The organism is Stenotrophomonas sp. CC22-02, from assembly GCF_004365115.1.
Classification (GTDB): Bacteria; Pseudomonadota; Gammaproteobacteria; order Xanthomonadales; family Xanthomonadaceae; genus Stenotrophomonas; species Stenotrophomonas forensis.
Map to the genome: position 1 here is coordinate 209132 of NZ_SOCO01000001.1, position 14837 is coordinate 223968.

At 64.1% G+C, this 14837-nt stretch carries 12 protein-coding genes; 6 read left to right on the forward strand and 6 right to left on the reverse strand.

Annotated elements, in window-relative coordinates; all coding sequences use genetic code 11:
* Window positions 1–1017, forward strand: a complete 1017-nt coding sequence (locus tag N440_RS00910) for a fimbrial protein (RefSeq protein ID WP_133933808.1) — start codon at window positions 1–3, stop codon at window positions 1015–1017.
* A gap of 119 nt (window positions 1018–1136) precedes the next feature.
* Here N440_RS00910 and N440_RS00915 read toward each other — a convergent pair whose 3' ends face one another.
* Complete coding sequence (locus N440_RS00915; protein ID WP_133933809.1) at window positions 1137–1538, reverse strand: hypothetical protein; 402 nt, start codon at window positions 1536–1538, stop codon at window positions 1137–1139.
* 512 nt (window positions 1539–2050) lie between these two features.
* Window positions 2051–2686, reverse strand: coding sequence for an outer membrane beta-barrel protein (locus N440_RS00920; RefSeq protein WP_166671528.1), 636 nt, complete (start codon window positions 2684–2686; stop codon window positions 2051–2053).
* Window positions 2687–2917: 231 nt separating this feature from the next.
* Here N440_RS00920 and N440_RS00925 point away from each other — a divergent pair, with 231 nt between their 5' ends.
* The 4 genes from N440_RS00925 to N440_RS00940 all read left to right on the forward strand — a co-directional run bounded on the left by N440_RS00925 (window position 2918) and on the right by N440_RS00940 (window position 9470).
* The gene (locus tag N440_RS00925) at window positions 2918–3604 is read left to right on the forward strand and encodes a winged helix-turn-helix domain-containing protein (protein WP_133933811.1); all 687 of its coding nucleotides are present in this window, start codon (window positions 2918–2920) and stop codon (window positions 3602–3604) included.
* Window positions 3601–4896: an ATP-binding protein gene (locus tag N440_RS00930; RefSeq protein WP_133933812.1), complete on the forward strand. Its 1296-nt coding sequence runs from the start codon at window positions 3601–3603 to the stop codon at window positions 4894–4896. The genes N440_RS00925 and N440_RS00930 overlap by 4 nt, the downstream gene beginning before the upstream one ends.
* A gap of 309 nt (window positions 4897–5205) precedes the next feature.
* The gene (locus N440_RS00935) at window positions 5206–6342 is read left to right on the forward strand and encodes an efflux RND transporter periplasmic adaptor subunit (RefSeq protein ID WP_133933813.1); all 1137 of its coding nucleotides are present in this window, start codon (window positions 5206–5208) and stop codon (window positions 6340–6342) included.
* A complete protein-coding gene (locus N440_RS00940; RefSeq protein ID WP_133933814.1) occupies window positions 6342–9470 on the forward strand; it encodes an efflux RND transporter permease subunit in 3129 nt (1042 codons plus the stop codon). Before N440_RS00935 ends, N440_RS00940 begins: the two co-directional genes overlap by 1 nt.
* Before the next feature lie 49 nt (window positions 9471–9519).
* On the opposite strand, the gene N440_RS00945 is transcribed toward N440_RS00940, so the two are convergent.
* From N440_RS00945 to N440_RS00955, 3 genes are all read right to left on the reverse strand, one after another.
* Window positions 9520–9921 (reverse strand): hypothetical protein, encoded by a 402-nt coding sequence (locus tag N440_RS00945; protein WP_133933815.1) that lies wholly within the window; start codon window positions 9919–9921, stop codon window positions 9520–9522.
* Between the two features lie 417 nt (window positions 9922–10338).
* Window positions 10339–10731 (reverse strand): DUF805 domain-containing protein, encoded by a 393-nt coding sequence (locus N440_RS00950; RefSeq protein WP_166671529.1) that lies wholly within the window; start codon window positions 10729–10731, stop codon window positions 10339–10341.
* Window positions 10732–10848: 117 nt separating this feature from the next.
* Window positions 10849–11397: a hypothetical protein gene (locus N440_RS00955; RefSeq protein WP_133933817.1), complete on the reverse strand. Its 549-nt coding sequence runs from the start codon at window positions 11395–11397 to the stop codon at window positions 10849–10851.
* Between the two features lie 215 nt (window positions 11398–11612).
* On the opposite strand from N440_RS00955, the gene N440_RS00960 reads away from it, so the two are divergent.
* Window positions 11613–12173 (forward strand): dihydrofolate reductase family protein, encoded by a 561-nt coding sequence (locus N440_RS00960; protein WP_243831270.1) that lies wholly within the window; start codon window positions 11613–11615, stop codon window positions 12171–12173.
* 207 nt (window positions 12174–12380) lie between these two features.
* Here N440_RS00960 and N440_RS00965 read toward each other — a convergent pair whose 3' ends face one another.
* Complete coding sequence (locus N440_RS00965; protein ID WP_243831271.1) at window positions 12381–14819, reverse strand: autotransporter outer membrane beta-barrel domain-containing protein; 2439 nt, start codon at window positions 14817–14819, stop codon at window positions 12381–12383.
* Window positions 14820–14837: the final 18 nt, after the last annotated feature.

Here is a 14837-nt window from a genome sequence, read left to right on the forward strand (position 1 = left end):
ATGGCAACCCTTACTGCCCTCCCGCACCGCCAGCGGCGCCGCTTGCGTGATGGCGGTATCTGCGCGGCATTGGGCTTGCTGTTCTCGGCAAGTGCCGTTGCCTGCACCGGCCAGCACAACGCCGGCTCGGCCATCAGCCTCAACATCACCGGCTGGGCCAATGCGCCCAGGCACACGCGCATAGGCAACTGGACCAACATGGGGGCCAACCAGTTCCTGACCGGTTGCACGCCGGGCGAGGTGGTGCCCCGCGATCTCACTGCTCTGCTGCCAGAGCTGGTCTATGTGGAGAACATCACCTTTGAAGGCCTGAGCTATCCGGCCTTCGGGCTGCGGAGCTACCCGCGCTCGCCCTTGTTGATTTTCAGGTACGTCGACTGGGATGGTGATCCCATTACCCCAGACCACTATGGGCCGTTGGACGTGCGCATGCCCATGCACGTTCCTTCGCAGGCGCACGCGACCAACCAGCGTGGCTCGATCGTGCGGATGGCCGCAATGGCACGGGGTGGGCTGATGGAATCGATACCGTCCACCGTGCTGGGGCCGGTCACGCACATCTCGCCGCTCTATCCCGCCTTTGTGAAGACCGACACCTTCAGCTTTTCAGCCACGTTGGACATGCCGACCTGCACGTTCACCGACAAGGCAGTTTCCCTGCAGGACATCCGTGCGGCCGATCTTCCCGCCGCAGGCAGCGATGCTGGATTGGAGGCATTCGAGGTGGCGATGGACTGCAACGGCAATTTTGCCCTGGATCTCACCCTGACCGACGCGCACGCGCCCGGCAATGCAGGCAGCCTGCTGAGTCCAACCAGCAATGCCACGGCCGATGGTGTGCGGGTGCAATTGCTGCGCGAAGGCAGCCCGGTAGAACTGGGCAAGGCCTGGTCCATCGCGCGCACCCAAGTGGGGCCGCAGATGATTCCACTGGCCGCGCGCTACCACCGCATTGCGGGCGACTTTGGCGCAGGCCTGGTGGAAGGGCAGGCGATCCTGACGGCCACCTACCGCTGAAGCCCGCTTCTGTAGAGTCGAGCTTGCTCGACTGCTCTTGGCGGACGCAGTCGAGCAAGCTCGACTCTACGAAAGGCAGTCGAGCAAGCTCGACTCTACAGAAGACCCGGCAGCATCGCTCAGGCCACGTAGACCTGCGTATCCACGTACTCCGACAAGCCCCGGCACGCCAACAGCAGGCCCTGGCGTACGTCGTTGCCCACTTGCTGCGCTTCCTCGCCATCCACGCGCACGCGCTCGCTGGCATGCAGCAGTTCCAGCAACACCGTCAGCCCGGCGTTGGCGCGGTTGATGCGCGCCAGTGCCATGCATTGGCCCGACGAACGCCCTTTCCGCTGCAGGGGCTGGCCATCGGCCGCCTCCACCTCGCGGATGCGTTGCAGGCAATCCAGCAAGGTGATGCCGTTGGCGGCAGGGTTGGCGGCGAGGGTGGTTTCCAGCGGCTCGGCAATCTCGGCAGGCAGCTGGTTGGCAAGATCGCCCAGAGTGGCGAACAGGAACGGGTAGCGATTGGCGCTCATGGTGGCTTCCTTGTGCGTTACGCGAAGGAGCCGCCCTGCTTAACAGCAAGGGCGGCGGACGATGCGTGGTTCCAATACCGGTGAAGCATCTGGTGAAGAAGCCGGCGGGCACGAGGCCCCCACGCACCGCCCGCCATGGATGTGCGAGCAGAATGCCTGCCGGCGCCACCCACAGGGAATGAGCGGCGCCGGCAGACAAGCGTAACCACCAGATGCTTCAAACGGGATTGGAAGCCCGTGCCACCCGTTGTCGGTGGCCGCACATCATTTGCATGCAGCGCCAGTGCTGCCAATGAGAAAAATCGTAAAGTTCGAAAGAATTGGAATCTGGTCGTTGGCAGGCGGTAGAGCGCGCTTCGTGCCGAATGCGACAAACTCTGTAGCGTCGAGCCATGCTTGACTTGCCACGCGCAGAAGAGCAGTCGAGCATGGCTCGACTCTACAGAGAGCACTCCCTTCTCACGCCTCAGCGTGGATGCCAACCCGCACAGTGGCGTGCTCAGGCCACGCGCTTAGAAGCGATGGCCGAAGGCGACGCCGATCTGCGAATGGCGAATGCGGTCACGCCCGACAGCCTGTGCGGCTCCGCTCTTGCCGCGGGGTACCAGCGCACTCCATTCAGTGCGCAGGAAGCTGTTCTCGCCAAGATTCATCGTGGCGCCAAAGCCGTACTGCATGGCCCACTGCCGCGAACTACGGTTGTCCAGTGAGCTGTCGCGGTCCGCCTTGAACGACGTCTGCATCGATGCCACACCGAGACGGCTGAAAATCTCGAATCGATCACCGATCGGCAGGATGCCCAGCGCCGATGCCGACGCATGGCTGCCGGTGTAGCCGCCAGCGATAGGCGTATCAGTGTTCTTGCTGCGGCTGCTGGAGCGCGATTCGGATGCCTGCCGGTGGTAGGCCGCTTCCAGCGCCAGGCTCGGGGTGATGCGATAGCCCACGCCCACCGTATAGCCCAGCTTGCCATCGCTCCACTTGCGGTCGCTCTTCTGGCCCTGCTGGTTCGTGCCAGGCGTGAATACATCACTCTTGCTGGCACCGGCGAAGCCGTAGAGACCGGAGCGGTCGGCGGACTGTGCACTGGCGTGGCCGGCCAGCAGCAGGCAGGGCACGAGGGCGAGGGAGGCAACTGACATACGCATGGAGAAACTCCGTTGGTTGGGAGCCGCCATCCTGCCGCCCCGGCAGTGGGGGTTCCTCAGCGCATTGCAGGTGCCTGTGTGTAGCGGAAAAGACGGTGTGCGACGGTGTGTAACCTGGCCCTGGCTGCAACGGTTAACCGTGCAGGAACGATGGATAGGTTTGTCGCAATTGCCACTGACCGGTGCCGTTCGCACTGACTAGCATGCCGGCAGTTGATGTGAGAAAGCGACATGACCCGACTACTTCTGGTCGAAGATGATGATCGGCTTGCCAGCCTGGTGATGCGCTACCTGCAGGGGCACGGCTTCGAACTGCAACGCGTCAGCGACGGTGCCAGTGCGCTGGATGCCATCACCGCCGATCCACCGGATATCGTGCTGCTGGACCTGGGCCTGCCCGACATCGACGGCCTGGATCTGTGCCGTGCCATCCGCCCCGGCTACAAAGGGCTGCTGTGCATTCTCAGCGCCCGCGCCGACGACATCCATCAGGTGCTGGGGCTGGAACTGGGCGCCGACGACTACATTTCCAAGCCCGTGGAACCGCGGCTGCTGCTGGCACGGCTGCGCGCGCATCTGCGGCGCTCGCAGAGCAGTGGTGAAGGTGACGTGCTGCTGTTTGGCCAGTTGCGTATCGATCTGGCCTCGCGCGATGTCCTGCTGGGCCAGGAACCGGTGCAGCTGACCACATCCGAGTTCGACCTGCTGTCCGTTCTGGCCAGCAATGCAGGCCGCGTCCTCAGCCGCGACCACCTGTTCAAGCAGTTGCGTGGCATCGGTTTCGACGGCATGGACCGCTCCATCGATGCGCGCATTTCCCGCCTGCGCCGCAAGCTGGGCGATACCGATCTGGAGGCCACGCGGATCAAGACGGTACGCGGGCAGGGCTATCTTTTCAGCCAGTCCGGCTGGCAATGAAACGGCGCAACCCTGGGCCGCTTCGGCTCTATGCACGCTATTGCGCGGTGTTCCTGCTGGCACAGGTGGCATTGCTGTATGCAGGCACCGAACTGTGGATGCGCTGGGTGCAGACCACACATGAAAAGGCCGAGCATGCCGAAGCCAGGCGGGTACACGCCATGCTGGGTGAGCGTCTGTTGGCCCAGCCGCAGGGTGATCGGCGTGCGCTGCTTCGCGCCATAGAGCATGAGACCGGCTACCCACTGCAGTTGCTGGCCTTGAATGAGCTACCCGACACGCTGGCGCCGGACGATCGCCGTCGTCTGCAGCGGGTGCCGGGCGCGGTGGTGCTGGAAGAAGGCAGAAGCTACCGTCGGCTGGGCACAGGGGATTGCGTGCTGGCGGTGGGCGATTGGACCGACGCCCCGGTGGAGGTGGAAGGGCAGATCACGTGGATTGGATTGTGGTTGGCCCTGGCCACTGCCGTGGCCGTGCCGCTCTACTTCCTCATCCACCGGCTGTGGCATGACATCCGCACGTTGCAGCGGGCGGTGGGGCACCTGCGTGCCAATTGCTTCGACCATCCGGTGCCACCCATGCGCACCGCGCTGCTGAAGCCACTGGCGCTGGCGTTGCAGGACATGGCCGAACAGATGCGCCTGCTGCTGGACGGACAGCGGCTGATGGGCCAGGCGATGGCGCATGAGCTGCGCACGCCGCTGGCACGCATCCGATTCACCGCCAGCCTTTTGCAGGCCGCGCGCAAGGATGTGGTGGAGCATGACGCGCTGCTGCGCGAGGTCGAGACCGATATCCAGCACCTGGATGGATTGAGTACCGCGGGTATCGAGTACATCCGGTTCGGCCGCATGCCGCTGGTCGACCGCAGCGAGGTGGCATTGCCGGCATTGATGGACGCGGTGGTGGCGCATGTGCAGGCTCGCACAGAGGTGGTGATTCGCTGCCGCTGTGCACCGGGCGTGGTGGTGAAGGCGCATGCCATGGCAATGGAACTGGCACTGCGCAATGTGCTGGCCAATGCGACGCGGCATGCACGTGAACGGGTGAGCGTTCACGCGCAGGTTGAAGGCGACCGCGTGTGCATCCGCGTGGAGGATGATGGCCCCGGCATTCCTGTTGCATTCCGCGCGCGCGTGTTCATGCCGTATGTGCGGTTGGGCGAAAGCAGCGGAGGGTTCGGGTTGGGCCTGGCGATGGTCAAGACCATCGTCGAACGCCACAACGGCACGGTGGATATTGCTGATTCGGGCATGGGTGGTGCCATGGTGGTGTTGCGGTTGCCGTTGTAGAGTCGAGCCATGCTCGGCTCGCCACGCGCAGCGTGGGAACTGCCGTAGTCCGGACGAAGAGCAGTCGAGCAAGCTCGACGCTACAGAAAGCAGAACGGCGCCGGATTTCTCCGGCGCCGTTGCTTTATCTACCTCACCACTTCCGTGCTTGCGGCGCGGCATGCATGCCGGCGGCTGAATCACGGTGGCATCGGGCGGGCGTTTTGCAAGTTTCTTCATAGGAAGTGAGAACTCAAAAAAGTTGAATGACGCGCCGCCCTCCGCTGCGCTCGTCCACGCGGAGTTCCATTACCTCATGGAGCATCACCCATGCAGTTGCCACTCAAGCGCGCGCCTCTGCTCGCGCTGATCACCTTCCTCACCGCATGCACGCCCTCTGGCCCGGAGAAAGAGGATGCACCTGTTACCGTGGAGGTTCAGACCCTGACCGCTGAAGACGCTGAACTGCACGTCGTGCTTCCCGGCAGAGTGGCCGCTGCCCACGAGGCGGAAGTCCGCCCCCAGGCCGATGGCATCGTCGCCCGGCGTCTGTTCGAAGAGGGCAGCCAGGTCGTCTCGGGGCAGCCGCTCTACCAGCTTGATGACGCCACCCTGCGTGCAGCCCGTGACGATGCAAGGGCGCGCCTGGAGTATGCCCATGCCACGTGCGCTGCTGCGCGCAAGGAGGCCGTGCGGCTGAAGCAGTTGGCCGGCATCCAGATGGTCAGCCATCAGGAGGCGGAACGCTCGACTGCCGCATATGAGCGCGCAGAGGCAGACATCAAGATGGCCATGGCGTCCCTGCAGCGCGCGAAGGTTGCCTTGGGCCACGCGCGCATCGTTGCCCCCATCAATGGCTGGATCGGGCGGTCCCATGTTAAGGAAGGCGCGTTGGTCACCTCGCACCAGCCCACTGCCATGGCGACGGTGCGCGGGCTGGATCCGATGTATGTGGACCTGTCCCAATCCGCAGCGGAATGGTTGCAACTCCGTCGTGATCTCGCCGATGGCCGCCTGCATGACAATCGAGCGCTGCCCGTGGCTATCCGCCTGGAGGACGGCAGTGCCCTCCATCGTACCGGCACGCTGCAGTTCTCTGATGTAAGCGTGGACCCTGCAACGGGCACCTATGGCCTGCGGGTGCGGGTCGCCAACCCCGACGGCATGTTGCTGCCCGGCATGTATGTTTCGGCCACCCTCGGTGCCGGGGTGCGCCGCGAGGCAGTGCTGGTGCCCATGAAGGCCGTGACGCGGGAGGCCAACGGGGAAACCCATGTCATGGTGGTCGACAGCAGCGGCCAGGTGTCGCGCCGGACCGTGCTGCTGGGGCGGGCGCTGGGTGAACGCTGGTTGGTGGAAGATGGCCTGAGCGCGGGTGAGCGCATTGCCGTGCAGGGCCTGCACAAGCTGCAGCCGGGCATCCGCGTTGCGCCGTTGGAAGCGGCTGCTGCAGTTGGGGAGAGCTGATGTCGCGGTTCTTCATCGACCGCCCCGTGCTTGCGTGGGTCATCTCACTGCTGATCATGCTGGCCGGTGGCCTGGCGCTGGCCCGCATGCCGGTGGCCATGTACCCGGATGTTGCGCCACCGACCATCACCATCACCGGCATCTACCCGGGTGCGTCGGCCAGTGTCATCCAGGAGACGGTGGTGCAGGTGGTGGAACAGCAGCTGGGTGGCCTTGAAGGCATGCTGCACTTCTCCTCGCAGAGCTACTCCTACGGTGGCTACGCGATGATCACCCTTGTGTTCCGCAACGGCATCGATCTGGACCAGGCGCAGACCCAGGTGCAGAGCCGCGTCCAGCTGGCGATGCCATCGCTGCCCGAGGCCCTGCAGCGCCGCGGGCTGGCGGTGACCAAGTCGAGTGGCGACTATCTGCAGATGCTCGCATTCGTCTCTGAAGACGGGCGGTTGAGCGAGGCCGACGTTGCCGACTATGTCGGGACGACGGTGGTGGATGCCATCAGGCGGGTGCCTGGCGTGGGCCAGGTACGGGAGTTTGGTGGCAAGTATGCGATGCGTATCTGGCTCGATCCGGTCAGGATGGATCGCTACAACCTGTCGGTGGATGAGCTGGTCAGCGCAATCGGTGCGCAGAACCTGCAGGTACCGCTGGGGGAGTTGGGCGGCGCACCCGCCGTCGAGGGCCAGCAGCTGGGCGCCTTCATCGAGGGGGCGTCGCCCATGCGCACCGCTGCCGAGTTCGCCCAGGTGGTCATCCGCAGCAAAGCGCATGGCGGCGTACTGCGCCTGGGCGAGGTTGCCCGGGTCGAGCTGGGGGCGGAGAGCTATGACTTCGGCAACCGCCTGAACGGAAAACCGGCGGCCGGTATCGGCATCTCACTGGCGCCCGGGGCCAATGCACTGGAGACCCGCGCGGCCGTTGATGACGCCGTGGCGGCGCTCGGTCCCGGTATGCCCGCAGGTGTCCGGGCCGTGGTTCCCTACGACACGACGCCCTTCGTCCGGCTGTCCATCCAGGGCGTGATCAAGACCCTGCTGGAGGCCATCCTCCTGGTTTTCGTGGTGATGTACCTGTTCCTGCAGAACCTGCGGGCAACCCTGATTCCGACCATTGCAGTGCCGGTCGTGCTGCTGGGCACGTTTGGCATCCTGGCGGTCATGGGCTTCTCGGTGAACATGCTGACGATGTTTGCCATGGTGCTGGCCATCGGCCTGCTCGTGGACGATGCGATCGTGGTTGTCGAGAATGTCGAGCGGATCATGGTGGAGGAGGGGCTTTCGGCGCGCGATGCCACGCGGAAGTCGATGGGGCAGATTACCGGCGCACTGGTTGGCATTGGCGTGGTGCTCTCCGCCGTGTTCGTGCCGATGGCCTTCATGGACGGGGCAACCGGCGTCATCTACCGCCAGTTCACCGCCACCTTGGTTTCGGCCATGGCGCTCTCGGTCATCGTGGCGATCATACTGACGCCGGCGTTGTGCGCCACGCTGCTGAAGCCGGCAGCGCACGGCCATGCCGACACAGGCAAGATGCGATGGATCGGGCGATGGTTTGGCAGGTTCAACGAGCGCTTTGATCGCACCAGCGCCCTCTACCAGCGTGGGGTGAATGGCGTACTGCATCGCCCATGGCGTTTCCTGCTGCTGTTTGTCGCGCTGACGGCACTGATGGCAGTGCTCTTCGTGCGCCTGCCGAGCTCGTTCCTTCCCAATGAAGACCAGGGAACGCTGGTGGTGATGGTGCAGACGCCGCCCGGGGCTACGCTTGCGCGAACGCAGGAGGCGCTCAGGTTCGTCGAAACCTACTTCCTCGAGCAGGATCCGGTTGTCGAATCGATGTTCACCGTTGCCGGCTACAACTACGCAGGCATGGGCCAGAACGCGGGGCTGGCCTTCCTGCGATTGAAGGACTGGTCTGTGCGGTCCGGCGCGGATTCGGCAGACGCCATCGTGGCGCGCGCATCCAACGCGCTTGCCCTGCACGGGGATGCCAGCATGCATGTGCTCTCGCCCCCGCCTGTGCCCGGCCTGGGTACGGTTTCCGGGTTCAGCTTCTTCCTGAAGGACGATGCGGGGCAAGGACATGCTGTCCTGGCTGCGGCGCGCGATCAGTTGCTCGCCCTCGCCGCAGAAAGCTCCAGACTGGCTCGAATGCGGGCCAACGGCATGGTCGACATGCCCGTCCTCAAGATGGACGTGGACGCTGCCCGCGCACGTTCGCATGGCCTGGACCCGGCGGTTGCCCTCGGCACCCTGAGTGCTGCCTGGGGCGGGCGCTACGTGGCCGACTTCGTGGATCGCGGGCGCACCAAGCGCGTGTACGTACAGGCAGATGCTCCCTTCCGGATGAAAAAGGACGACCTGAACCGCTGGTCCGTGAAGAATGAAGACGGCAGCATGGTGCCCTTCGCCTCCTTCGCCAGTGCGGACTGGTCGCACGCCTCCCCACGGCTGGAGCGGCAGAACGGAGTGTCTGCGATGGAGATCCAGGGCGAGCCGGCGATGGGTGTGGCGTCGGGCCAGGCGATCGCGGAGATCGAGCGGTTGGCCAAGCAGCTGCCTGCGGGCTTCAGCGTGGAATGGACGGGCAGTGCCGTGCAGGAGCGGGCGTCACAGGCACAGGCGCTGCTGCTGTTTGTTCTGTCACTGCTGGTGGTGTTCCTGTGTCTGGCCGCCCTGTATGAGAGCTGGACGATCCCCACGGCGGTGCTGCTGGCGGCCCCGCTGGGCATCCTCGGCGCGGTACTGGCCAACACGCTTGTCGGGCTGGAACGGGACATCTACTTCCAGGTGGCCATGCTGACCACCGTGGGCCTGACCAGCAAGAATGCGATCCTGATTGTCGCGTTCGCGAGGGAGCACATGCACAACGGTGCCGAACTGGTTGATGCCACGCTGCATGCTGTGCGGGACCGCCTGCGGCCGATCATCATGACCTCGTTGGCGTTTGGTCTAGGCGTGCTGCCCCTCGCCCTGGCGAGCGGCGCAGGTTCGGGCGCACAGCGGGCGATCGGCACGGGCGTGCTGGGTGGGATGTTCGTGGGCACGCTGCTGGGCCTGGTGTTCGTGCCGCTGTTCTTTGTCATCGTGCAGCGGACGTTTGGCGGTCGGGCGCCCCGGCGGCAATGATGCGCCTGTAGCCCCGCTGGTAGCGCCGGGCCATGCCCGGCGCCACACCTCAGGCGGCCTGCACCTGCTCATCCACATATTCAGACAACCCACGGCAGGCCAGCAGCAGGCCCTCGCGCACGTCGTTGCCCACCTGCTGCGCTTCTTCGCCATCCACGCGCACCCGTTCGCTGGCGTGCAGCAGTTCCAGCAGCACCGTCAGCCCGGCATTGGCGCGGTTGATGCGCGCCAGCGCCACGCACTGGCCAGGCGCGCGGCCTTTCCGCAGCAAAGGCTGGCCATCGGCCGCCTCCACATCGCGGATGCGTTGCAGGCAATCGAGCAGGGTGATGCCGTTGGCGGCGGGGTTGGCGGCGAGGGTGGTTTCCAGCGGCTCGGCAATCTCGGCGGGTAGCTGGTTGGCAAGATCGCCCAGGGTGGCGAACAGGAACGGGTAGCGATTGGCGCTCATGATGGCTTCCTTATGCGTTACGCGAAGGAGCCGCCCTGCTTAACAGCAAGGGCGGCGGACGATGCGTGGTTGCAATACCGGTGGTAACTCCAGTCAAAACGCCGGCGGGCACGAGGCCCCCACGCACCGCCCGCCATAGATGGGGGCAGAATGCCTGCCGACGTCACCCACAGGGTATGGGCGACGCCGGCAGACAAGCGTAACTGGTGTTACCAAACGGGATTGCAAGCCCGTGCCACCCGTTGTCGGTGGCCGCACATGATTTGCATGCAGCGCCCGTGCTGCCAATGAGAAAAGTTGGAAAGTAGAAAAAGTACGAATGTTTACAGCGACGTGGCGAAAGCCGTCAATGCGTGCAGATCGCGACATTCTCTGCAGCCGAGCGTGCGCTCGGCTCTACAAGATATGAGGACGGGCTTATCGTGGCGCAGGTCCATAGAGGTTATCGCCCTCTTGGCCGGGGAGAAGCATCTGCCACAGCACAAAGGCGGGTCCAAGTGCGGGGATCATGAACGTAAGGCACATCCACCCGGATTGGCCGAGATCGCGGAATCGGCGCGCGACAAGCGCATAGAACGGAACGACGTTCAACAGCATGTAGCCAAACCAAACGTATGCAAGCAGATCGTTCAATCGCACGCCTTCTGCGGGCGCGGTGGGCGGCACGTGTCGGGAGGCGTATGCAATTGTCCCAACGATCAGAATGTTCACCAGGAGTTGAAGAAGGAAGAAGAGCCAGAACTCTCGCCTCGATGATCGTCCTTTGAAACAGGCGAACAGGCGATAGGGGCGCAGTGCAAGATTGATCATGTTGAAGATGGATGATGTACGGGGCAGTGATCGTATCGACCGTGCTTGGCGTATGCGATACAACAAGTTGCAGGTTGATCCGTCTTCAATGCGGTCGCGTCGACCCATGAGTCGGTTCTAGTGACGGGTGGGGTCACTGGTCGTGAGCCGGATTTTCTCCGACTTGGCAAAGGCGTCCTGGGCATCACTCAGCCTTTGGAGATCTGCATCCATACGCTCAATGGCAGGTTCCAAACGCGCCAGAATCGATGCAGATTGCTCTGTGGTGTAGCCGGCCGGCAGCTCTGCGAGGGACACCATGATGGAGAACATGTCTTCAGTGCTCTGCAGCGATGCAAGCAGATGCTGGTGCAGATCATCTGCCTCAGAGCGATGTGTCATGCGTGCTGCAGATACTCGCCGCTCGACGGCGTCCTTGTGTGCATTCTGCAGTCGAAAGCGAAACTTGGATAAGTCATCTCCGCTATCAACTGCCTCATGGAACTCCTCTGCCCATGGGCCGTCGTTCCAGGTGTTCACCGCGTCGACCATGCTGTTCCATTTTGCTACGTTTTCCTCCAGATAGCGGTCATTTGGATAGATGTAGCCGCGCGTATCCGGGATGGCATCACATGCCGCAAGAAGGCCAATGGACAGGAGCAGAAGAAGACGGGTAGCGCGTTTCATGTGAGTTACCGATGGCTGGGGAGGATGGCTTTAGCCTGGCGTGGTCAGATGGACCAAGTGGTGCTGCGTTGCTCGATTCGGTGCTCGGGAATCCAGCGGGGCGTGAGTCTAGGAGTGTCGATATACGACGCTCAAGGTCAAAAGCGACAGCGGGGTGTTGTCGCGTCGGCTTGAGCCTGTACCCTCTCACCCCCGACCGATTGATGGAGATGGAAATGACTACGGCTCGAACCTGGCGCGGACGGGTATTCATCGGTACAAGTGTCGACGGCAAGATCGCCCGCGAAGACGGTACGCTTGATTGGCTGACCGACTTGCCAGCACGTCGCCACAACGTCAACGCGGCGATCGAGCATCCAGCGCTGATCTGGGACACGTTCATTGAGAAGATCGACGCCATCGTCATGGGGCGGGCCACCTACGAGACGGTCATCGGGTTTGACCAGTGGCCGTTTGAGGGCATGCAGGTGGTCGTGCTGACGACGCGTGGCCAGATCGATGACTCGCGTGTGCGAGTGGCAGGATCTGTCGAGGAGGCGAGCCGGCTTCTTGAGGCTTTGGGTGTCCACGATGTGTACATCGATGGAGGCCGAACCATTCAAGCGTTTCTGCGCGCGGATCTGGTTGACGAGATCACGATCTCGGTCGCTCCCGTCGTGCTTGGGGCGGGGCGTTCGTTGTTCGGTGTGTTGGATGCCGAAGTGCAGCTTGTGGTGCGTGGGAGTCATGCGACAGACGATGGACTGGTTCGCACGACATACGAGGTCGTTCGCTGAAGGTGACTTGTTACGCGTGATCGCCGGCAAATGCACGTGGTAACCGCACCCGTGCCGACGTCGATGGCCCCTTGTAGAGTCGAGCTTGCTCGACTGCTTTGTGTAGAGTCGAGCCATGCTCGACTGCGGCCGACAACAGTCGAGCAAGCTCGACTCTACAGAAAGAAAAACGGCGCCGGATTGCTCCGGCGCCGTTTCAGTTCTGCCTTACCACTTGTACGCAACGCTCAGGTTGCCCGTGGCTTCGCGGTAGCCGTGGTCACCACGCATCACACCGAAGCCACCCCAGGCACTCAGGCCGCGGCGGAACTGCACGCGTGCACCGGCACTCAGTTCATAGCGATTGCGCGGGATGCCGGCCTTCAGCACTTCATCATCGAAGGCGATGCCGTTGTTGGCGCCATCGCGGTACCAGTTGGCCACCACATACGGGCTGACCGAGGCACCGGCGGTGCTGTGGCCTTCGCCCTGCAGGCGCAGGCCCAGGCGGCCGGACAGGCCGTTGTTGTCCAGCGCACGCACCACGGTACCGTTGGTTTCTTCGTGGCGGTCGGTGCTGGTGTTGGTGTAGATCAGCTGCAGTTCCGGCTGCAGGCTCACGGCGGTGCTGCCGATCTGGCCGATGCCGATGCGGTAGCCAGCTTCCAGCGCGCTCTGCCAGATATCCGAATCGTAGCGCTCCTCGGCCAGGCCTTCGCCCTGCACGCGGTTGCGGAACTGGCCGCGCTGCACACTGGCATCCACGTACAGGGCATCGTTGTTCCAGCTGCCGTACACGCCCAGTGCGCCGCCTTCCACCTTGCCCCTGGCGCTGTAGCCGGTCAGCTCGGAACGCGAGGTCGCGCTGGATTGCGCCAGCGTACCCATCACGCCCACGCGGCCACGGCCGCTGTCGAACACGCCCATGTCGGCACCCAGCTGCACGCGCGAGCGGTCCACGCGCAGGTCCAGCTGGTCATTCACGGCGCCCAGCTTGCTCTGGTTGGCATCCACGCGCGCCCAGCCGCGCACGCCGTCGTCGCTGAAGCTGCCGCCCTGGCGGTCACGCCAGCCGTGGCGCAGCAGCTGGTCCACCGCGAACTGGTTGGCCAGGTAGGCGCCGGTTTCCGGGCGCAGCACCGGGGTGGGGTCCACCGGATCAACCGGGTCCACCGGGTCAATGATCGGCCCGCACTCCGGCAGGGTCGGGTCGACCACGCACGGGTCGGGCACGGTGGCAAGTTCCGAGCGCAGGTACCAGCCACCGTTGGTGGCATCCTTGAACAGGAAGTACTCGTACTTTCCGCCCACCGCGCGGCCCTGCAGATCGAACTGGCCGTTGGACGCACCGCCCACGCGGATCAGTTCGATGCCCTTGTCGGTCTTCGCACCGGCGCCACCGGCATTGACTACGCGCACGTTGGCCTGGCCGCTGGTATCGCCAGCCACGATCAGCTTGTCGGTGGCCGAGGTGTCATCGCCCAGCTGGGTGTTGAACAGCAGGGTGCCGCCGCTGCCGGTGAAGCTATCGACGTTGAGGGTGTTGAACGTGCTGCCGTTGCCGAGTGCGACAGTGCCGGTGGCGCCCAGGGTGAGTGCGCCGACGGTGCTGTCGCCGGTCATCAGCCAGGTGCTGTCGCTGCCGATGTCGGCCGAGGTGACGTTGGTGAAGCGGCCATCGATCTGTGCCTTGTTGCGCAGGATGACGTCCAGGCTGCTGTTGGCGGCGGTGGCTTGATCGAGGGTGATGTTGCCAGCCAGGCGCGAATCGTCCACGGTGAAGTTGACGTTGGCCGCGCCGGCGGCCTGGCTTCCATCGTAGGACTCCACCAGCAGCAGGTTGCCATCGCCGCTGATCAGGTTGGAGCCGTTGGCAACGGTGATCTGCATGTTCGAATCATCCCTGAACGGTGCCACGCGAATGGCCGCGCCCCGGCCGGATTTCACGGTGGAACCATCTATCCGCAGCTGCGGGGGCGTGGCGCCTGCGCCTTCACCAGTATTCAGCCCCAGGATCAACGCGCCCACGTTGGCGCCCTCGACGTAGGAGCCGTTGAGAATGTTCATTCGGCCATACGACATTCGCGCGCCGATACCGCTGGTCAGCGGTCGAAGGGGGGCGCTGGCATCCTCCACCAGCACCTGCGTGCCCTCGATCGTGATTGACGGGTCGGTAGACAACGTGCCGCCCAGGCTGGTGATGTCGATACCAGTGGTGATCCTCGCATCACCAGCGGCGGTAGACACGAAGATGCGGCTGTCCACCAGATGGGCCGACGCGCTGGCACCGCCTACAAAGACTCCGCCGCCCAGGAAAGTGGTGTTGCGGGCTTCGAGCTGGGCGTCTTCCAATACCCGTACGGCGTGGTTTGAGCCGGCGTTCGAGCCGCTGAGCGGGCGTGTGACGGTGGCGCCATCCATCACCAGACGGGAATCCTCATCGGCCTGGATGTAACCGGCCTGCGCACCGGTAGCCAGCGTCAGCTCGCCGCCGTTACGTACCCGCCAGTCTTCAGCCGGGTCACCGGCAACGACGGTGTGGTTGGTCCCGTCCAGGTCTCCGGCCAGGGCAGCGCCAGCCGGCAGGGTGGCCAGGGCGAGTAGCAGGCTGCGTGCAAGCGGGCGCAGCGAAGGGGAAGGGGTACGGCAGGGCATACGGCGGATCATCGGAAGTTCCTCTCGATT